Source organism: Pseudomonas sp. NPDC096917, assembly GCF_044762555.1.
Classification (GTDB): domain Bacteria; phylum Pseudomonadota; class Gammaproteobacteria; order Pseudomonadales; family Pseudomonadaceae; genus Aquipseudomonas.
In genome coordinates, this window is record NZ_JBIWEO010000006.1 from 46,905 (window position 1) to 66,804 (window position 19,900).

Genomic DNA, 19,900 nt, shown 5'->3' on the forward strand with positions numbered 1-19,900 from the left:
TAGAGTCAGGCCTTCTGGCTGTGCAGGTTTTTCATCGCACGGTTCCATTCCCCGGCGAGGATATCCGGCAGCACGCCGAGGGCAAAATCGATGCTGGCGTCCAGTTTTTCCTGCTCGGCGCGTGGCGCACGACCCAGGACAAAGTTGGACACCATGCTCGCGACGCCTGGGTGGCCAATGCCGAGCCGCAGACGATAGAAATTATTGTTGTTTCCCAGTTGCGCAATGATGTCACGCAATCCGTTATGACCTCCATGGCCGCCGCCCAGCTTGAGCTTGGCAACGCCCGGTGGGAGATCGAGTTCGTCGTGGGCCACCAATATGGATTCGGGCGCAATGCGGTAGAAACCGGCAAGCGCCGCAACGGCTTGGCCGCTTCGGTTCATGTAGGTGGTGGGAATCAACAGACGAACATCCTGACCTTGATGGCTGAAGCGCCCGGTCAGGCCAAAATACTTGCGATCAGCAACCAGGCTAACGCCTTTTGCCGATGCGAGACGCTCAACAAAAAGGGCCCCTGCGTTATGCCGGGTCTGTTCGTATTCGGTGCCTGGATTTCCCAGGCCAACGATCAGTTTTATGGCGGTCACGACAAGGGCCCTTCTATAGAGTTGTGGATAACATCGCCGCTAACGGTAGCGGCGAAAACGAACAAGAAAGCGGGTTTACGTGAGTAAACTTCGCGATCATGTCCGCTTTACTCGCTGCGTGTTAGCTCGCGATGTTTCTCAAAACTCCAACGACAGAGTAATGAATTACTCAGCGTCTGCTTCTGGTGCAACACGTGGAGCGTGAACGTTGGCTACTGCCAGGTCGTTACCGTGTGCCAGAGCTACGAACTCAACGCCTTTAGGAGCGGTGATGTCCGACAGGTGAATGATCGAGCCGATCTCGGCATTAGCCAGGTCAACTTCGATGAATTCAGGCAGGTCTTTTGGCAGGCAGGAAACTTCGATTTCCGCAACAACGTGCGAGATCTCGCCGCCTTTCTTGATCGGAGCAGCTTCACCAACAAAGTGAACTGGAACGATTGCAGTCAGCTTTTGACCAGCAACAACGCGTACGAAGTCAGCGTGCATCACGTGGCCTTTAGCCGGGTGACGCTGCAGAGCTTTGATGATTACATTTTGCTTGACGCCACCAACATTCAGTTCGATAACGTGGCTGTAAGCAGCTTCGTTTTCGAGCAGTTTGGCAATTTCTTTAGCCAGCATGCTGATGGATTCAGGGGCTTTTTCGCCACCGTAAACTACAGCTGGAACCAGGCTTGCGAGACGACGCAGGCGGCGGCTCGCACCTTTCCCCAGGTCGGAACGCGCTTCAGCATTCAGAGTAAAATCGTTCATGTTGTATCTCCAAAATAACCACATCCGGCCTAGCGTTTGCGACCAGCGCTATGGACGGTATGGGCAAAAAAGCCCCGCCCCAACAGGGTGTTGGGGCGGGGCGCTTTTCGTCAACTGACGTCTGATAAGGGCAGGGCCCTTATCTGAACATCGCGCTGATCGATTCTTCATTGCTGATGCGGCGAACCGCTTCAGCCACAACCGGTGCGATATCCAGTTGACGGATACGCGAACAGGCTTGTGCAGCTGCGGACAGCGGAATGGTGTTAGTCACCACCAGCTCATCCAGCATGGAATTTTCGATATTCTCGATTGCCCGACCCGACAGCACAGGGTGTGTGCAGTAGGCGAACACTTTGGCTGCACCATGCTCTTTCAAGGCTTTAGCCGCGTGACACAGAGTGCCGGCGGTATCGACCATGTCATCAACCAAAATACAGGTACGCCCTTCGACATCACCAATGATATGCATCACTTCCGAGTGATTGGCTTTCTCACGGCGTTTGTCGATGATCCCCAGATCGACGCCCAAGGATTTGGCAACAGCACGTGCACGCACGACGCCGCCGATATCCGGGGACACAATCATAAGGTTATCAAAGCGCTGATCTTCGATGTCATCCACCAAAACTGGGGAGCCATAGATGTTATCTACAGGAATATCGAAGAAACCCTGAATCTGGTCAGCATGCAAATCAACCGTGAGAACACGATCGATGCCGACTACGGTAAGCATGTCAGCAACAACTTTTGCGCTGATAGCCACACGTGCGGAACGCGGACGGCGGTCCTGACGGGCATAACCAAAGTAAGGAATAACAGCAGTAATACGAGTCGCTGAGGAGCGGCGGAAGGCATCAGCCATCACGACGAGTTCCATCAGGTTATCGTTGGTCGGAGCACAAGTCGGCTGAATGATGAAAACGTCTTTACCGCGGACATTTTCATTAATCTCAGCGGTAATCTCGCCGTCGGAAAACTTACCGACAGAAATGTCACCGAGTGGGATATGCAGCTGACGTACGACACGCCGAGCCAGATCGGGGTTAGCGTTCCCCGTAAAGACCATCATCTTGGACACGCGCAGTACCTGAAGGCTGAGGGTAACCTGGATGAGTATAAGAAATGGCAGGGGCGGCTGGATTCGAACCAACGCATGGCAGGATCAAAACCTGCTGCCTTACCGCTTGGCGACGCCCCTGTATCTGTTGCTACGAGTACCGTGTACCCGTTTCCTGTGACAGATTCTGTAGCGTGCGGTGCAATATCGAGACATTGCTTCCTTTTGCTACAAACCCTGTAAGGGTGTCTGTCAGAAGGTGCAGCACTTTATCAGCACTTGCTTCGTTTGGGAAGGCCCCAAATATACAACTTCCAGTTCCAGTTAATTTTGCTTCGGTGTATTTACCTAGCAAATTCAAAGCGTTACGTACTTCTGGATAACGCTCCTTCACTACTGCTTCGCAGTCGTTTCGGCTGTTTCCCTTGGGAACGGGGCGCACTTTAATGGGCAAAGAGTCACGTGTCAACAAAGGATGTGAAAAAATTTCTGCTGTGCTTACAGAGACTTGCGGCACAAGTACCACGTACCAGGGTTCTTCCGGGTCAACGGGAGTCAGAATCTCACCAATACCTTCAGCGAAAGCGGCGTGCCCACGGACGAAAACCGGAACGTCGGCCCCCAGGCTCAGGCCCAATGCTGCCAGTTGGTCTTCGTTCCAGTTCAATTGCCAAAGGTGGTTAAGCCCCAGCAAGGTGGTGGCCGCATTTGAGCTGCCGCCGCCGATGCCGCCGCCCATGGGCAATATCTTGTTGATCCAGATATCGATGCCAAGCGAGCAGTTGGATTGCTGTTGCAGTTTTTTCGCGGCTTTCACAATCAGGTTGTCGTCATGTGCCACGCCGGGGAATTCGGTGTGCAGACAAATAACCCCGTCATCGCGCACGGCGAAGCTCATTTCATCGCCGTAATCGAGAAATTGAAACAGGGTTTGCAGTTCGTGATAGCCATCTTCGCGACGACCCAGAATGTGCAGCATCAAGTTCAGTTTTGCCGGAGAGGGCAAAACCAGTGCCTCTTTTTGCATCTTTATTGTCCCAACTGACGTGGCTGCCAATCCTTCACGACCAGCGTGACATCCAGATCGTTGCCATGCAGTTTGACCCGCTCAGGCAGCCAGAAGCCGTTTTGTTCGACGTAGCTCAAATATTCGATTTGCCAGCCGTCTTGTTCCAGGCTTGCCAGGCGGCTATCAGCGTTCAAGGTCACACGGCTTTTGCTGTCAGGGGCGGGTAGACCGCGCACCCACCAGACCAAATGCGACACGGGTAAGCTCCAGCCCAATTGTTCACCTAGCAGTTCTTCCGGGGTTGCGGCTTCGTAGCGACCTTGGCTGGCCACTTCCAGGCTGACATTTCCCGGGCGACCGGTCAGGCGGGCGGCGCCTCGACCCAGTGGCCCCGAAAGGCGAATGTCGTAATAGTCCTGGCGCTGCAGCCAGAACAGCGTCGCGCTGCCGGAATCTTTAGGGGCGCGAATGCCGACCTTGCCGTTGATTTGCCAGCCGTCGAGTTGGCTCAATTGCTGTTTATGCTGCGACCACAAGGCAGGGCTGCCGTGGCCTTCAACCGATTCGCGAGCGCCGAAGCCCGCACAACCGGCGAGCACGGCGATGAGGCTAAAGGCGATCAGGTGGCGTACATGACGAAAAAGCATCATTTAAAGATTCTCGGATCCGGTCAGGCGCAATAGGGTTTTGCGCAGAATAGGGCTGTCAGGATTGTCTTTCAAAAACGTTGCCCAAATGTGTTTGGCTTCACGCTGTTTGCCATTGGCCCACAGCACTTCACCCAAATGCGCCGCTACTTCCTGGTCGGGGAAGCGCTCCAGCGCCTGGCGCAACAAGCGTTCTGCCTCATCCAGATTGCCAAGGCGGAAATTCACCCAGCCCAGGCTGTCGAGCACAGCCGGATCGTCCGGGTTCAAATCATAAGCTTGCTGGATCAGCACTTTGGCTTCGGCGTAGCGGGTGGTTCGATCCGAAAGCGTATAGCCCAGCGCATTCAAGGCCATGGCGTTGTCCGGCTCACGCTGGATGATGGTGCGTAAATCGCGCTCCATTTGTTGGAGGTCGTTTCGCTTTTCGGCCAACATGGCCCGTGAGTACAGCAAGTTCAGGTCGTCGGGGTATTGCTTGACGGCTTGTTGCAGAACGCTCCAGGCACGATCGGTCTGATTGTTCGCAGACAGGGTTTCGGCTTCAATCAAATACAGCTGAATCGCATAGTCCGGCTGGGCATCACGGGCCGCCGCCAGTTTTTGCGACGCTTCTGTGCCACGACCATGGCTGATTAAAATGTCGGCCTGGCGCAATTGTGCAGGCAGATAGTCATTGCCAGGACCTACCAGGGCGTATTCGATCAGCGCGCCTTGGGGATCGTTACGCTCTTCAGCGATGCGGCCCAGGTTCAAGTGTGCCGAGTCGACGTGGCTGTCGCGGTCGATCAGCTCTTGCAGATAGCCTTCGGCTTCGTCCCACTGCTTGCCTTCAAGGCACACCAGCGCCAGGGAAAAACGCAACTCATCGTCTTCCGGGTATTGCTGAACCAGGCTGACGAACTGGGTTTTGGCTTCGGGGATGCGGTTTTGCTCGACCAGCGTACGGGCGTAGGTGAGCCCCAGGCGCTTGTCTTGCGGGTATTGGCGAATGGTTTTTTGCAGCAGCGGCAGGGCTTCGTCACCACGATTGAGGCTTTGCAGCAAGCGGGCGCGCAGCAGGATTGGGGCTAATTCACCGTCGTGTGGCGGATTTTTTTCCAGCAGCTTCAAGGCGCCGGCAGCATCACCGTCCTGTTGCATCAGCAAGGCTTTGCCGAAGATCAGTTGGTCATTGTCCGGGTGCTTGACCAGCAAGCGATCAAAGCTGTTTTGCAGGCCCGCCCGTGTGTCGGCATCGGTTTCGAGGGCCGATAAGGCTAAAAAGTCGAAGTGCGTGTCGCCTTTGGCTTGCAGGACTTTTTCCATATAGACCATGGAGTCGTCGTAGCGGCCATTGCGTGCCAACTGAATGGCAGCAGCGCGCTGCGCCTCCAGGTCATCCGGTGCGTTTCGTGCCCAAATCAGCGACGTATCAAGGGCCGCCTGATCGGCGCCCAGGTACTCGGCAATATGCAAAGCGCGCTCGGCAACACCCGGATCTTGTGTATTGATCGCCTGGGTCACGTAGTTGTCCAGAGCGATATCCAGGCGATTGCGTTGGCCGGCCAACTCTGCGCTCAGCAAGCTGAACAGCGTTTCTTCGCTGAACGAGCCATAGACAGTAGGCTTTTGCGGGGTGGAGGTGGTGTCTTCGGCCGCAGATGAATCATCCGGGGACGTGGGAGCCATGGCTTGGCAGCCACTCAGGAGGACGAGAGCTAGGAGCAACGCGGAGGATCTATTCATATAAGAGAAGGGCGACTTACCTGCGGTCTGGGCATCATGACACATGCGATGACGCAAACCCTAGCGGCCGCGACTATCGTTATAAGGGTCTGATGATGCGAGAGAAGAGGAGTTCAACAGACGTTAACTATAGAGACAATAGTCAGCAATGGTTGTTCTCGATCTGACGAAGTAGGACAATTGTCGGCTTCTCGTCATCATCAGCGATCTTGAATGGCCTTCCTCGCACTCGGTATTAACCACAAGACTGCTTCAGTAGACGTCCGCGAGCGCGTGGCTTTTACTCCGGAGCAGTTGGTTGAGGCCTTGCAGCAGCTCTGCCGCCTCACCGACAGTCGCGAAGCTGCGATCCTCTCCACCTGCAATCGCAGCGAGCTTTACCTCGAACAGGATCAGCTCAGCGCTGATGCTGTGCTGCAATGGCTGGCACAATTTCACAATCTGAGCATCGAAGAGCTGCGTGCGTGCGCTTATATCCATGAAGATGATGCGGCCGTTCGTCACATGATGCGCGTGGCATCCGGTCTCGACTCGCTGGTGTTGGGCGAGCCGCAAATTCTCGGCCAGATGAAGTCTGCCTACGCCGTGGCGCGTGAGGCGGGCACCATCGGGCCGTTGTTGGGGCGCCTGTTTCAGGCGACCTTCAATTCGGCCAAGCAAGTGCGTACCGACACCGCCATTGGTGAAAACCCCGTGTCAGTTGCGTTTGCTGCCGTGAGCCTGGCCAAACAGATTTTCAGCGACTTGCAGCGCAGTCAGGCCTTGCTGATCGGGGCGGGCGAGACCATCACCCTGGTCGCCCGTCACCTGCATGATCTTGGGGTAAAGCGCATCGTGGTGGCCAACCGTACCTTGGAGCGGGCCAGCAGTCTGGCCGAACAGTTCGGCGCCCACGCCGTGCTGTTGTCTGATATTGCGCAAGAGCTGGTGCACAGCGACATCGTGATCAGTTCCACGGCCAGCCAATTGCCGATTCTGGGCAAGGGCGCAGTTGAAAGCGCCTTGAAGTTGCGCAAGCACAAACCTATTTTCATGGTCGATATTGCTGTTCCCCGCGATATCGAGCCAGAAGTTGGCGAGTTGGACGACGTTTATCTCTATACCGTCGATGATTTGCACGAAGTGGTGGCCGAAAACCTCAAGAGTCGTCAGGGTGCAGCCCAGGCGGCGGAAGAGTTGGTCAGCATTGGCGCCGAAGATTTTATGGTGCGTTTGCGTGAATTGGCGGCCGTTGATGTACTCAAGGCCTACCGCCAGCAAAGCGAACGCCTGCGCGACGAAGAACTGCAAAAGGCTCAACGGTTGCTCGCCAATGGCAGCAACCCGGAAGACGTGCTGACACAACTGGCGCGTGGCCTGACGAATAAATTGCTTCACGCGCCCAGCGTGCAGCTTAAAAAGCTTTCCGCCGAAGGCCGCCTTGATGCGCTGGCCATGGCCCAAGAACTTTTTGCCCTCGGTGAGGGCTCATCGGATAGCTCTGCGGATAAAAAACTGTAATGAAAGCGTCACTGCTTAATAAGCTGGACATCCTCCAGGATCGTTTTGAAGAACTGACCGCCTTGCTCGGCGATGGCGAAGTTATTTCAGATCAAACCAAGTTCCGTGCCTATTCCAAGGAATATGCAGAAGTTGAGCCCATTGTTGCCGCCTACGGACAGTGGCTCAAAGTGCAGTCCGACCTTGAAGGTGCCCAGGCGCTGCTCAAGGACAACGACCCTGACATGCGCGAAATGGCAGTTGAAGAGGTCCGCGAGGGCAAAGAACAGCTGATTGAGCTGGAAAAAGACCTGCAACGCATGCTGCTGCCTAAAGATCCGAATGACGGGCGCAACGTCTTCCTCGAAATTCGTGCAGGCACCGGCGGTGATGAAGCGGCTATTTTTGCTGGCGATCTGTTTCGCATGTACTCCCGCTATGCCGAGCGTCGTGGCTGGCGAGTAGAGATTCTGTCTGAAAGTATCGGCGAACATGGCGGCTATAAAGAAGTCATCGCCCGTGTTGAAGGTGAGAATGTTTACGGCAAGCTTAAGTTCGAGTCAGGTGTACACCGCGTGCAGCGGGTGCCTGCGACTGAATCCCAGGGCCGTATCCACACCTCGGCCTGTACCGTTGCCGTATTGCCAGAGCCGGACGAGCAGGAAGCGATCGAGATCAACCCGGCCGATTTGCGGGTCGACACCTACCGTTCTTCTGGCGCTGGCGGTCAGCACGTCAACAAAACCGACTCTGCGATTCGTATCACTCACTTGCCTTCGGGCATTGTGGTGGAGTGTCAGGAAGAGCGTTCCCAGCATAAGAACCGGGCGCGGGCGATGTCCTGGCTATCCGCTAAATTGAATGACCAGCAAACCAGTGCCGCGGCCAATGCCATTGCCAGCGAGCGTAAATCGTTGGTGGGTTCGGGGGATCGTTCCGAGCGCATCCGCACCTACAACTTTGCGCAAGGCCGGGTGACGGACCACCGTGTGAACTTGACTTTGTACTCGCTGGATGACGTATTAGCGGGCGGTGTTGATGCCGTTATTGAGCCGTTGTTAGCCGAATTTCAGGCTGATCAACTGACAGCCCTGGGTGAATAAATGACCATTATTGCCAGTTTGTTACGTGCCGCTGAACTGCCCGATTCGCCAACGGCCCGTCTTGACGCTGAGCTGTTATTGGCGGCTGCCTTGGGAAAATCGCGCAGCTACCTGCACACCTGGCCCGAGAGAATTGTCAGCAGCGAAGCGGCGTTAGCCTTCTCCGAGTTCCTGCTGCGACGCCGTGCAGGTGAGCCCGTGGCTTACATTTTGGGCCAGCAAGGCTTCTGGAAACTGGACCTGGAAGTGGCGCCCCACACGTTGATTCCACGTCCAGACACCGAATTGCTGGTTGAAACGGCGCTGGACTTGCTGCCCGAAACCCCGGCCCGTGTGCTGGACCTGGGCACCGGCAGTGGAGCGATTGCCTTGGCTCTGGCCAGTGAGCGTGCGGCCTGGCACGTCACGGCAGTTGATCGAATCCTCGAGGCCGTGGCGCTTGCCGAGCGCAATCGCCAGCGTCTGCAACTTGAAAACGTCACCGTGCTCACCAGTCATTGGTTCAGCGCCCTGGCCTATCAACGCTTTGACCTGATCATCAGCAACCCGCCGTACATTGCCGCGGGCGACGTGCACCTGGCCGAGGGCGATGTGCGCTTCGAGCCGCAAAGCGCCCTGGTGGCTGGAGCCGATGGCCTCGACGACATCCGCGAAATTATTGCCGCGGCCCCTCAGCACCTGAATGCGGGAGGCTGGTTGATGCTTGAACATGGCTACGATCAGGCCGCCGCCGTTCGTACTTTGTTGCAAGGTGCAGGATTTGAGCAGGTTGAAAGCCGCAAAGACCTGGGCACCCACGAGCGCATCACTTTGGGCCGCCTACCGTGCTGACCGATCAGGAGCTGTTGCGCTATAGCCGACAGATTCTGTTGCAACAGGTCGACATCGACGGCCAGCTCAAGCTGAAAAACAGCCGTGCACTGATCATCGGTTTGGGCGGACTGGGCTCGCCCGTAGCGCTCTATCTGGCGGCGGCGGGCGTTGGTGAGTTGCACCTGGCCGATTTCGACAGCGTCGACGTGACCAACCTGCAACGCCAGATCATCCATGACACGGCTAATGTCGGCGAGAGCAAAGTGGACTCGGCCTCGCGCCGACTGCGCCTGCTCAACCCTGAAATAAAAGTGATCGTGCATCGTTCGGCGCTGGATGCGGGCTCGCTGGACGAGGCCGTCTCAGCCGTGGACGTGGTGCTTGATTGCTGCGACAACTTTGCCACCCGAGAAGCCGTCAACCGAGCCTGTGTCAGCGCCCGCAAGCCTTTGGTCAGCGGCGCGGCGATTCGCCTTGAAGGGCAGTTGTCGGTATTTGACCCTCGCCAGCCAGCCAGTCCCTGCTACCACTGTTTATACGGGCACGGCAGCGACGATGAGCTGACTTGTAGCGAAGCAGGGGTGCTCGGCCCGTTGGTTGGGGTGGTCGGCAGTCTGCAAGCTCTCGAGGCGCTGAAAGTGCTGGCCGGTTTTGGTGAGCCTCTGGTCGGACGCCTGTTATTGATTGACGCCTTGGGTGCGCGGTTTCGCGAGTTGCGGGTCAAGCGCGACCCGGCTTGCAGCGTGTGCGGTACGGCCCATGAGTGACGCGCCGATTGGTGTGTTCGACTCCGGCGTCGGCGGCTTGTCGGTGCTACGGGAAATTAGCCAGTTATTGCCCAACGAGTCGCTGCTGTATGTGGCTGATTGCGGCCATATCCCCTATGGCGAAAAAAGCCCGCAATTCATTCGCCAGCGCTGTGCGGTCATCGCTGATTTTTTCCAGCGCCAAGGGGCCAAGGCGTTGGTGCTGGCGTGTAACACCGCGACAGTGGCGGGCGTGGCGGATTTGCGTCAGCGTTACCCCGACTGGCCCATGGTCGGGATGGAGCCCGCGGTCAAACCTGCGGCAGCGGCCACCCGCAGCGGTGTGGTGGGCGTACTGGCTACCACCGGCACCTTGCAAAGTGCCAAATTCGCCGCCTTGCTTGATCGTTTTGCCAGCACGGTACACGTGATCACCCAGCCCTGCCCGGGTCTGGTGGAGCTGATTGAAACCGGCGACCTGCACAGTGAAGATTTGCGCGCGCTGCTGCGCGGTTATGTCGAGCCGCTGCTGGCGGCAGGTTGTGACACCATCATTCTCGGTTGCACGCATTACCCTTTTCTCAAGCCTCTGCTCAGTCAGATGCTCCCGCCCTCGATCATTTTGATCGACACCGGCGCCGCCGTGGCCCGTCAACTTCAGCGTTTGCTGGATGAGCGCGGGTTGCTGGCGACAGGTCCCGCACGTGAAACGCAGCTCTGGACCAGTGCTTCGCCGGAGAATCTAAGAAATATCCTGCCCGTGTTGTGGAATAAATCTGGCGTTGTGCGAAGCTTCGACCTGTAAAGAAGCGTTAAAAACGCTCAAGATTTTTGAACTTTCATAAGGTCGACAGCTTCATAAACTCGGCCTGTTGAGGCACATAACAATTGAGATCAGCTACGGGAATAGGATTTTCTTATGAAGCGTCTTTTGGGCTTGGTGGCACTGGCAACGGCTGCGTTGGGGCATAGCTACACTGCGCAAGCGGCCGGGCTTGAGTTTGGGGTGGGCCACACCAGCGAATCGACGATGACGTATCGTCTGGGTTTGAATTCCAATTGGGATAAAAGCTGGCTGCAAAGCGATGTGGGTCGCTTGACCGGCTACTGGAGCGGGGCTTACACCTACTGGGAAGGTGATAAGTCGTCGTCAAGCAGCAGCCTGTCGTTCTCACCCGTCTTTGTGTACGAGTTTTCCGGTGAAACCGTCAAACCGTATGTAGAGGCCGGGATTGGCGTCGCGTTGTTCTCCCACACAGAAGTGGAAGGCAATAAGCTGGGCACGGCTTTCCAGTTTGAAGACCGCCTGGGTTTTGGTCTGCGCTTTGCGGGTGGGCATGAAGTCGGCATTCGTGCGACTCACTACTCCAATGCCGGTTTATCCAGCACCAACGACGGCGTAGAAAGCTACTCACTGCACTACACACTGCCGTTGTAAGCCGTCAAACCGTTGCTCGCGATCTTTTGAGCGTTTAAAGAGTCGCGAGCACGCCCCTCCTTTAGGGCGGTTCTTACCGATACACGGTTGAAATGCCCTTGCGTTCATTCAGGCATTCAACGTCACCCATCTCGAACTCTCGGCAAATCAGCGGGCGCTTCTCATAGATGGTGCACATCATGGTGTTACGGTCCAGGGCCGCGCACCAGCCATCATCCAGCCTCAGCATGACCTCACCGCCCCAATCATCGTTGTCGATATAACGCTCGGGCACGCCTGTGTCCGTGATCAGCATCACTTCCAATTGGCAGCAGCACGCCGCGCACGTCGAACAGGTGACGGCGGGTTCGGTAATTTCAGTCAGAGGGATGTTGGTCATAGGCGTGCAGTGTAAGGCAGAGCGGGGATCAGGTGTAAACGTGCTGACCGACAGCTCTGATGTGGACCCTGTAGGCGCGAGCTTGCCCGCTATCTTTTAACGATCCAAAGATCGCAGGCAAGTGCGGCCTACTCATGCTGTTTGCCCGCCAACCATTGCAGCGTCGGGAACAACCCCGCCCACAACACACCAAGCCCGACCAGGGTCGGCCACAGTCCAAACGGAAACTGCACCGCCCCCAAGCGTTGCCCCGCGTAATACGACAAGGGCCCGCTAATTGCGCCCAATAACGCCGCCCGCCACATAGGGTGTGCCGTCCACGCCAGGCAATACCTCAAGGTTATTGCAAAAACGGCCCAAAGCACGGCCAGCCACAGCGGAACCAACACGCCGGGCTGCTTGAATTCAAACACCCCCAGGTTGAGCAGCAAGCTGTCGACCACCGTGCCGAGCAGGCAGATGCAAATGACCAAGTGAACCTCGGACCATGAGCGACTTATCCACAACAGATGAATCAGTAATGCAGCGCCGGCCAGCCATAACCACGAACTGTTGCCGCCCAGTACGCATGCAAACCAGCCGAGTTGAAATAACCCGGCATTGGCCAATCGCTTTTTAAGCATTAAAGCGTCCCAGTAAGGGTTGGGTTTGGGCGGCCGGTTTGGCCAGCAGCAATTGCGCGGTGCCGATGCTGCGCTCCAGAAAGCCACCTTCGCAGTAACACAAGTAAAACTCCCACAAGCGCAGAAAGTACTCGTCGTAGCCCAATTCAGTTAAGCGGCCATGGGCGCGGCGAAAGTTCTCGTGCCACAGGCGCAGGGTCTTGGCGTAATGCAGGCCGAAGTCCTCCATGTGCATCAGATTCATGTCGGTGTCGCGGCCCACAATTTCGAGCATCTTTTGCACGCTGGGCAGGGCACCGCCTGGGAAGATATAGCGCTGGATAAAGTCCACGCTGTTTTTGGCTTGCTCGTAGCGCTGGTCGCGAATGGTGATGGCTTGCAGCAGCATCAGCCCGTTGCTTTTAAGCAAGTGCGAGCACTGTTTGAAATAGCTGGGCAAAAAGTGATGGCCGACGGCTTCGATCATCTCTATCGAGACCAGCTTGTCGTATTGCCCGCTCAGGTCGCGGTAATCCTCCAGCAGCAAGGTCACTTGCTCCTGTAAACCCAGCGCTTGAATACGGGCCTGGGTGTAGTCGAACTGTTCTTTGGATAGCGTGGTCGTGGTCACTTTGCAGCCGTAGTGCTGCGCGGCAAAAATCGCCATGCTGCCCCAGCCGGTGCCGATTTCAAGTAAATGATCTTCGGGCTTGAGGTGGAGCTTTTGACAGATACGTTGCAGCTTATTCAACTGCGCTTGTTCAAGCGTGTCATCGTCGCTGAGGAACTGCGCGGCGGAATACATCATGGTCGGGTCGAGAAACTGCTCGAACATTTCATTGCCGAGGTCGTAATGCGCGGCAATGTTTCTTTGCGAGCCTTTGCGGGTATTGCGATTAACCCAGTGCAAACCGCGAATGAGCGGGCGGCCCAGTCTGGCAAGCCCGCCTTCCATGGCATCCAGCACCTGCATATTGCTCACCAGCACCCTGATCACCTTGGTCAGGTCGGGAGAACTCCAGTAGCCGTGAATAAATGCCTCGCCTGCGCCAATCGAGCCGTTGCTGGCAATCATTCCCCATACGCTGGGGTCGTTGACCTGTACTTCGCCGATCAGCGTGGCGTGACTGTCACCGAATTGATGACGCTCGCCATTTTCGATCAGCACCAACAGGCCGTTCTTTAATTGATTGAGTTGGCGCATGACCCCGCGTCGCAGCAATACGCTGGTCAGGTTGTACGTGCTCAGGCGTGAGGTTTTACTCACCAGACTAGGGCTTTTCATGGCGTTTATCCTTGGGTTGCAGGGCGGCAATGCGAAAGGCGCCGTCAGCTGCCTGGTGGGAAAAAATCGGTGTGCGTTTTAGAAACAAGCGCAACGCTTGCCAGTAAATGGCCAGGCATGTCTTGGCGGTCATCCATGGAAACTGGCGCAAGTAGCGATGCAGCCCCGCTCTGTCCAGCGTGCTGCGTTGCAAATTGAGGGTGGCGTCGAACATTTTCAGCTCGCCTTGCCAATCCGCCATGTGCACACCGAGTCGGTCATCCGGCGGGCTGAAGCTCATGCGGTATTCCAGGTCGCGAGGCAAAAACGGTGATACATGGAACGCTTTGGCCACGGCCACGTGCTGATGGCCATCGCCCTCGGCCGGGAGCACATAGTGATAGCGCTCGCGCCACGGGGTGTTCGTCACTTCGCACAAGATGGCTGCCAGTCGGCCATCAGCCTCGTAGCAATAAAAGAAACTCACTGGGTTGAATGACAGCCCCCAACTGCGGGCTTGGGTCAGCAGGCAGATAGCACCTTGAGGCGTGTGCCCGAGGGCCGCTGCGACTTGCTGGCGTACCGCATCGATCAGGCGCATACCTGTTTGTGTGTAGGTTTTAAGATAATCAGTTTCGCGAAACGAGAACGGAGCAAAACGATTTTTGCCGGCCAACGGTGACAGTCCGAGTACAGCGTCTTGCTCGTCCAGGTCGAGGTAGAGCAAGCCAATGTTGTACCGGAACGCGTGAGTGGTCGGCGCAAAGCGCCGATGGGCGATCCAGCCGCTGTACAGGGCGCTGTTCATAGTTGTTGACCGAAGGCTTTGGCCACGCGCAACGCGCTGACCACCCCATCTTCATGAAAGCCATTGGCCCAGTAGGCGCCGCAAAAATAGCTGTGTTGCGCGCCGTGCAGTTCTTGCCAGCGGGCTTGAGCGGCGACTGCATCGAGACTGTATTGCGGGTGCGCATAGGTGTATCTGGCCAGTACTTTGAGCGGGTCAATGCTGACTGTTTGGTTAAGACTGACGCAGAACGTGGTTTCGCTCTGAATGCCTTGCAGGATGTTCATGTTGTAAGTAACGGCGGCCCGCTGGCGCTCTACATCACCCAAGCGGTAATTCCAACTGGCCCATGCCAATTTTCGATCGGGTAACAGGCGTGTGTCGGTGTGCAGTACCACGTCGTTTTCAGCGTAGGGCAGGGCACCGAGGATTTGCTGTTCGGCTGCTGACGGGTGAGTCAGCAACTGCAAGGCCTGATCGCTGTGGCAGGCAAATATCACTTTGTCGAAATGTTCACTGCCGGTGGCGCTGCATACCCGCACACCTTGTTCGTTACGCTCTACTGAAGTTACCGGGCAGTTGAGGCGAATTTTGTCGGCAAAGCCTGCACTCAAAGGCTGCACGTAAGCACTTGAACCGCCCTCGATCACACGCCATTGCGGGCGGTTGCTGACACTCAGCAGGCCGTGGTTCTTAAAGAAGCGCACAAAGAATTGCAGCGGAAAGGCCAGCATGTCGGCCAGTGACATGGACCAGATTGCCGCACCCATTGGCACGATGTAGTGCTCGATAAACCGGGTGCCATAGCCTCGCTGCTGGAGGTAGTCGCCCAGCCGGGTGTCGCTGGCAATACGCTGCTCTTGCAGGTCGCGAATGGCTTCGCGGTTGAAGCGCAGAATATCGCGCAACATGCCCCAGAAGCCGGGCGACAACAGGTTGCTGCGTTGGGCAAACAAGCTGTTGAGGGTGTTGCCGTTGTATTCGAGGTTGTTGCTGGCGTCGCGCACTGAAAAGCTCATTTCGGTGGCTTTTGAGCGCACGCCCAGTTGTGCCATCAACTGGATGAAGTTGGGGTAGGTCCAGTCGTTGAACACAATAAAGCCGGTATCAACCGCATAGCTCTGCCCCTTAACGGTGACATTGACGGTATGGGTGTGACCGCCCACCCAGTCACTGGCCTCGAACACGTGGATGTCATGTTCTTTATGCAGTAAATAGCCGCAGGTCAGGCCTGAAATGCCGCTGCCGATGATCGCGATTTTCATGCTGAAGGCTCATCAGAAGTGCGTGCCAGGCGTTTGCCAATCGCCACTTGCAGGCGTTTTGGAAGGCTTGCCAAGAGTTTAAGAATGACGATAAACACCGTGGGGAAGCTGATTTCCAACGGGCGTTTTTCCAACCGTTGGCAAATGTATAGCGCCGCTTTGGGCGCTGACCAACGCATAGGCATTGGGAAGTCATTTTTTTCGGTCAGTGGGGTATCGACGAACCCTGGGCTGACCACCGTGACATCGATCCCTTCGTGAGCCAAGTCGATGCGCAGCGATTCGAGCAAGTAGCGCAACCCGGCTTTCGATGCGCCATACGCTTGCGCCCGTGGCAGCGGCCAGTACGTGACCGAGCTGACGACGCCGACCAGATGCGGTGATCTGCCCGCTCGCAGCAGCGGTAGCGCACTTTCAATGCAGTAACTGCTGCCCAGTAAGTTGGTGCTGACCACCCGCTCGATCACTCTGGCGTCAAACTGACGAACGTCGACGTATTCACAGCTCCCGGCATTCAGGATGACGGTGTCCAGCGCACCCCAGGTTTGCGCGATGGTCATGCCGATTTCGCGGACTTGCAGGTGATCGGTCATATCGCCGGGTACGAGCAGAACCTTGCCGGGAAAGCGCTCGGAGAGTTCGGCCAGTGGCCCCAGGGTGCGGGCGCTCAGGGCTAAAAAGGCGCCGCGTTGCAGCAGCTCTTTAGCCATGTGCGCGCCAATCCCGCTGCTGGCGCCGGTCAACCAGATACGGCGGCCTTCAATCATGTTGCACCTCGAGCATCTGGCGCAATGGCAGCGTTTTGAAGGCCTTGAGTGCGCGTTCGCGGCTTTGTTTCACATCAACAATCGGCGCCGGATAATCGGCCACACCAAACAGGCCGCCAGCAGAGGCGGGGTTATGCACCTCTTTTTTGTTGAGTGCGGCAAGTTCGGGTAACCAGTGTTTGATGAAGCGCCCTTCGGGGTCGAAGCGCTCCGACTGACTCAGCGGGTTAAAAATTCTGAAATACGGCACAGAATCCGTGCCGGTCGATGCGCTCCATTGCCAGCCGCCGTTATTGGCCGCGAGGTCGCCATCAATCAAATGACGCATGAAAAAACGTTCGCCTTCGCGCCAGTCGATGAGCAGGTTTTTGGTCAGAAACATCGCGACGATCATCCGCAGGCGATTGTGCATCCAGCCGGTTGCCAGCAGTTGGCGAATGGCCGCGTCGATGATCGGCACGCCCGTTCTGCCTTGTTCCCAGGCCGCCAGTTCTTTGGGCGCATTGCGCCAGGGCACAAACTCGGTTTCAGGCTTGAATGCGCGGTGCCGCGAGACACGCGGGTAGCCCACCAGAATGTGTTTATAAAACTCGCGCCAGATCAGTTCGCTGACCCAGGTGAACACGCCAGGGCTGCCGCTTTCAAACTCGCCATTATTGCTGCGCAGTGCTGCGTGCAAGCATTGCCGTGGGGAGATAACACCCGCCGCCAGATAGGCTGAAAGCTGGCTGGTGCCGGGTTTGGCGGGGAAGTCGCGCTCATTCTGGTAGGCGTGGATTTGCTCACTGGCAAAACGCATCAGTCGCTCTTGGGCGACATCCTCTCCGGCAGGCCAAAGGTCTCGCAGGGTTTGGTCGGGTGTCGCAAAACCGGGGATGGACTCTGGCAGGCTGTCGCGTGCAATCGGCAGTTCGGCTTGCGCCTTAGGCGCGGCGACGATCTTCGGCAAAGCCATGTGCAAGCGGTTGTAACAGATTTTGCGGAACTGACTGAAGACCTGAAAGTACGACCCGGATTGGGTCAGGATGCTGCCTGGCGCAAACAGCAACTGATCCAGATAGCTGTGAAAACCAATGCCCTGGGCTTGCAGTGCTGCGTGGACGGCCTGATCGCGGCGAGTTTCATGGATGCCGTATTCCTGATTCACGTGAACGTCTTCAATCCCCAGGTGTTGGCACACCTCAAGCAGAACGGCAGGTGCCTGCGCCCAGGTCGCAGCGGTGCGCACCAGCAGCGGGATATTCAGCTGCATCAGGCTGTCGCTCAACGTGCGCAGGTTGCGTAGCCAAAAATCGACTTTGCACGGCGCATCATCGTGCGCCAGCCATTGCTCAGGGCTGATGAGGTACATGGCCACAGTCGGGCCGCGTTCGGCTGCTGCGCTCAGGGCGGTGTTGTCGTGTTGGCGCAAATCGCTGCGCAGCCAGATGAGTTGCATGTCAGTTCCTTGGTGACCGCTAGAAAAGGCGGAGTTGGCTGAGGCGTTGATGGGCTTCTATGGGGTCGTTTGCCAGAGACAATCCTGCGATTTCAGTGGTAGATACGGCCAACTCGTCTTGGTGGATGCATACCGCTGGTCCGGCAATCAGCATAGGGCAGGTCATCGCGTTCAGCAGTTTTGGCAGTTGCAGCAGGTTCAGCGGTTTACTGGAATACAGCACCACGGCACGGGCCTTGAGGCGTTCGACGGCGATGGCCAGCTCGCCGCTGGGCACCGCCGCATCAAAGACTTCGACCGGGCAATGGCTGCTGCTGACCAAGAGGGCAGTGAGCCACAGGTGGGGCTCGAAGGGCCGGTCTGACTGGTTGATCAGCAGAACAGGCGCACCTTTGAGTGAGCGATTGTTGTGGTAAATGCGTGCGCCCAGTTTGCTGCGCAACCAGGATTCAAAGAACACGCGTTCCACTTGCGCACCGAATTGGCCGTGCCAGAGTTGCTCGAGCTCGTTTATCAACGGCATCAACAGGTGCTCGCACAAGGTGCGTGCAGGGTAGAGCGACATCACCTGATTGAAGTTGTCGTCGAGCCTGCGCTCCGACAACTCACTGATCGCCAGCGTTAAAGCCTGGCGCCAGTTTTCCCAATCATTGTCCACGGGCTCGCGGCAGGCGGGTGGGGTGTCAAGCAGCGGTTTGATCTGGCTGACTGAAACCCCACGATTGAGCCACGTCAGAATGCGACGGATTCGCTGCACATGTTCGGTTGAAAACAAGCGATGACCCTTGGCCGTGCGGTGAGGCACGATCAGGCCATAGCGGCGTTCCCAGGCACGCAAGGTGACGGCATTGACACCGGTCATGCGGGCCACTTCCCGTATCGGGATCCAACCTTCTGCTAACGCTTCGCTGTAGTCCGTATCGGGAGTATTGGACATGATCAAGTCATCATTCATTGTCAGATTGCGTTACGCAGGCTGAGATTTTCAGGGTGCGGCTGCAGGTAAACCTGCCGTGAGATGTAGGGGTCCGGGTGTTGGCGGAAGTGGTGTTTAAGCAAGGTCAGTGGTACCACCAATGGCACGATGCCTTGTAGGTACTGAGCAATGAGTTGCTGAATTTCCTGCTTGTCATCAGCGCTGATGGACTGCTTGAGGTAACCGCTGAGGTGTTGCAGCACATTGGTATGGGTGCGACGTGTGGCGCATTTTTTCAGTGCTTGCATCAGCTCGCTGAAATACTGCGCGGCGATGTCTCGGGGATCGTTTTTGCCGATAGTGCCCAGCAATTTGCCCAGGGCTTTGTATTGCACCGGATGATGAGCCATCAGCAAATATTTGTATCGGGCGTGGTACTCGGTGAGTGCGCGACGAGTAATGCCGTGTTTGAGCAAGTCTTGCCAGGCGCTGTAGGCGTATACCCGGGTCAAAAAGTTTTCGCGCAATACGGGGTCATTCAGGCGGCCGTCTTCTTCTACGGGCAAGTCTGGATGGGCTGCGCAAAAGGCCTGTGCATAAATACCACGTCCGCTCAGCTCGGCTGGGCGGCCTTTGTCCTGATAGACCTTGACCCGATCTAGCCCGCAAGACGGTGACTTTTGCATGAAGATGTAGCCGCAAATATCGCGGTGGAGGGCCGCCATCTCTACGCCGTAATCGTGCAGCGGTGCGGTCACGTTCAGCTCACTGTCGACACTGCCGACGGCCTGCGGCTGCGCGGGGTCGCCAATCAGTCGAATCGGCTGGCGGGGAATGCCCAGGCCGATGGCAACCTCGGGGCATAAAGGAACAAACTCGAAATGTTCACTGAGGGCCTGGCTGCACAGCCGCGACTCTTTATGGCCACCATTGAAACGAACTTCAGCGCCGAGCAAGCAGGCGCTGATGGCAATTTTAGGTTTGTGCGGTGCTGAGAAGGCGCTGGCCATGTGACAACCTCAAGTAATAACTTGTACAGATGGAGATCGTTGTACAACTTGAGTTCATCATAGGCTTGGCCTTGTACAAGTCAAATTTATTGTACAAGTATTT

General features: G+C 56.7%; 21 protein-coding genes and 1 tRNA gene. 6 read left to right on the forward strand and 16 right to left on the reverse strand.

Features of this window, described 5'->3' with window-relative positions:
* Positions 1-5: 5 nt before the first annotated feature.
* From pth to ACIQYF_RS08670, 7 genes are all read right to left on the reverse strand, one after another.
* A complete protein-coding gene (pth, locus tag ACIQYF_RS08640; protein ID WP_402859531.1) occupies positions 6-590 on the reverse strand; it encodes an aminoacyl-tRNA hydrolase in 585 nt (194 codons plus the stop codon).
* A gap of 165 nt (positions 591-755) precedes the next feature.
* The gene (locus ACIQYF_RS08645) at positions 756-1,346 is read right to left on the reverse strand and encodes a 50S ribosomal protein L25/general stress protein Ctc (protein ID WP_402859534.1); all 591 of its coding nucleotides are present in this window, start codon (positions 1,344-1,346) and stop codon (positions 756-758) included.
* Between the two features lie 139 nt (positions 1,347-1,485).
* Entirely contained in the window at positions 1,486-2,427 is a 942-nt protein-coding gene (locus tag ACIQYF_RS08650; protein WP_402859537.1) for a ribose-phosphate pyrophosphokinase, read from the reverse strand.
* Between the two features lie 45 nt (positions 2,428-2,472).
* Positions 2,473-2,547, reverse strand: a tRNA-Gln gene (locus ACIQYF_RS08655).
* 10 nt (positions 2,548-2,557) lie between these two features.
* A complete protein-coding gene (gene ispE / locus ACIQYF_RS08660; protein WP_402859540.1) occupies positions 2,558-3,433 on the reverse strand; it encodes a 4-(cytidine 5'-diphospho)-2-C-methyl-D-erythritol kinase in 876 nt (291 codons plus the stop codon).
* A gap of 2 nt (positions 3,434-3,435) precedes the next feature.
* Complete coding sequence (lolB, locus tag ACIQYF_RS08665; protein WP_402860123.1) at positions 3,436-4,062, reverse strand: lipoprotein insertase outer membrane protein LolB; 627 nt, start codon at positions 4,060-4,062, stop codon at positions 3,436-3,438.
* A gap of 3 nt (positions 4,063-4,065) precedes the next feature.
* Positions 4,066-5,790 carry a tetratricopeptide repeat protein gene (locus ACIQYF_RS08670; RefSeq protein WP_402859543.1) on the reverse strand — a complete coding sequence of 575 codons (1,725 nt, stop codon included), beginning with the start codon at positions 5,788-5,790 and terminating at the stop codon, positions 4,066-4,068.
* 213 nt (positions 5,791-6,003) lie between these two features.
* Here ACIQYF_RS08670 and hemA point away from each other — a divergent pair, with 213 nt between their 5' ends.
* From hemA to ACIQYF_RS08700, 6 genes are all read left to right on the forward strand, one after another.
* The gene (gene hemA / locus ACIQYF_RS08675; RefSeq protein ID WP_402859546.1) at positions 6,004-7,290 is read left to right on the forward strand and encodes a glutamyl-tRNA reductase; all 1,287 of its coding nucleotides are present in this window, start codon (positions 6,004-6,006) and stop codon (positions 7,288-7,290) included.
* Positions 7,290-8,372, forward strand: a complete 1,083-nt coding sequence (prfA, locus tag ACIQYF_RS08680) for a peptide chain release factor 1 (RefSeq protein WP_402859549.1) — start codon at positions 7,290-7,292, stop codon at positions 8,370-8,372. The genes hemA and prfA overlap by 1 nt, the downstream gene beginning before the upstream one ends.
* On the forward strand, positions 8,373-9,203 hold the full coding sequence (gene prmC, locus ACIQYF_RS08685; protein WP_402859552.1) for a peptide chain release factor N(5)-glutamine methyltransferase: 831 nt from the start codon (positions 8,373-8,375) through the stop codon (positions 9,201-9,203).
* On the forward strand, positions 9,197-9,952 hold the full coding sequence (locus tag ACIQYF_RS08690) for a molybdopterin-synthase adenylyltransferase MoeB (RefSeq protein WP_402859555.1): 756 nt from the start codon (positions 9,197-9,199) through the stop codon (positions 9,950-9,952). Before prmC ends, ACIQYF_RS08690 begins: the two co-directional genes overlap by 7 nt.
* The gene (gene murI / locus ACIQYF_RS08695) at positions 9,945-10,736 is read left to right on the forward strand and encodes a glutamate racemase (protein WP_402859558.1); all 792 of its coding nucleotides are present in this window, start codon (positions 9,945-9,947) and stop codon (positions 10,734-10,736) included. The genes ACIQYF_RS08690 and murI overlap by 8 nt, the downstream gene beginning before the upstream one ends.
* 114 nt (positions 10,737-10,850) lie before the next feature.
* Positions 10,851-11,369 carry an acyloxyacyl hydrolase gene (locus ACIQYF_RS08700; RefSeq protein WP_402859561.1) on the forward strand — a complete coding sequence of 173 codons (519 nt, stop codon included), beginning with the start codon at positions 10,851-10,853 and terminating at the stop codon, positions 11,367-11,369.
* Positions 11,370-11,442: 73 nt separating this feature from the next.
* Here ACIQYF_RS08700 and ACIQYF_RS08705 read toward each other — a convergent pair whose 3' ends face one another.
* The 9 genes from ACIQYF_RS08705 to ACIQYF_RS08745 all read right to left on the reverse strand — a co-directional run bounded on the left by ACIQYF_RS08705 (position 11,443) and on the right by ACIQYF_RS08745 (position 19,797).
* Positions 11,443-11,748, reverse strand: a complete 306-nt coding sequence (locus ACIQYF_RS08705) for a YkgJ family cysteine cluster protein (RefSeq protein WP_402859564.1) — start codon at positions 11,746-11,748, stop codon at positions 11,443-11,445.
* A gap of 128 nt (positions 11,749-11,876) precedes the next feature.
* A complete protein-coding gene (locus tag ACIQYF_RS08710; RefSeq protein WP_402859567.1) occupies positions 11,877-12,371 on the reverse strand; it encodes a DUF2878 domain-containing protein in 495 nt (164 codons plus the stop codon).
* Positions 12,364-13,635 (reverse strand): class I SAM-dependent methyltransferase, encoded by a 1,272-nt coding sequence (locus tag ACIQYF_RS08715; protein ID WP_402859570.1) that lies wholly within the window; start codon positions 13,633-13,635, stop codon positions 12,364-12,366. Before ACIQYF_RS08715 ends, ACIQYF_RS08710 begins: the two co-directional genes overlap by 8 nt.
* A complete protein-coding gene (locus ACIQYF_RS08720) occupies positions 13,622-14,422 on the reverse strand; it encodes a DUF1365 domain-containing protein (protein WP_402859573.1) in 801 nt (266 codons plus the stop codon). Before ACIQYF_RS08720 ends, ACIQYF_RS08715 begins: the two co-directional genes overlap by 14 nt.
* Positions 14,419-15,666, reverse strand: a complete 1,248-nt coding sequence (locus ACIQYF_RS08725; protein ID WP_402859576.1) for an NAD(P)/FAD-dependent oxidoreductase — start codon at positions 15,664-15,666, stop codon at positions 14,419-14,421. Before ACIQYF_RS08725 ends, ACIQYF_RS08720 begins: the two co-directional genes overlap by 4 nt.
* The gene (locus ACIQYF_RS08730) at positions 15,663-16,433 is read right to left on the reverse strand and encodes an SDR family NAD(P)-dependent oxidoreductase (RefSeq protein ID WP_402859579.1); all 771 of its coding nucleotides are present in this window, start codon (positions 16,431-16,433) and stop codon (positions 15,663-15,665) included. The genes ACIQYF_RS08725 and ACIQYF_RS08730 overlap by 4 nt, the downstream gene beginning before the upstream one ends.
* Positions 16,426-17,871: a deoxyribodipyrimidine photo-lyase gene (phrB, locus tag ACIQYF_RS08735; protein ID WP_402859582.1), complete on the reverse strand. Its 1,446-nt coding sequence runs from the start codon at positions 17,869-17,871 to the stop codon at positions 16,426-16,428. Before phrB ends, ACIQYF_RS08730 begins: the two co-directional genes overlap by 8 nt.
* A gap of 19 nt (positions 17,872-17,890) precedes the next feature.
* Positions 17,891-18,826 carry a MerR family transcriptional regulator gene (locus ACIQYF_RS08740; protein ID WP_402859585.1) on the reverse strand — a complete coding sequence of 312 codons (936 nt, stop codon included), beginning with the start codon at positions 18,824-18,826 and terminating at the stop codon, positions 17,891-17,893.
* A gap of 2 nt (positions 18,827-18,828) precedes the next feature.
* Positions 18,829-19,797, reverse strand: a complete 969-nt coding sequence (locus ACIQYF_RS08745) for a YbgA family protein (RefSeq protein ID WP_402859588.1) — start codon at positions 19,795-19,797, stop codon at positions 18,829-18,831.
* Positions 19,798-19,900 lie beyond the last annotated feature (103 nt).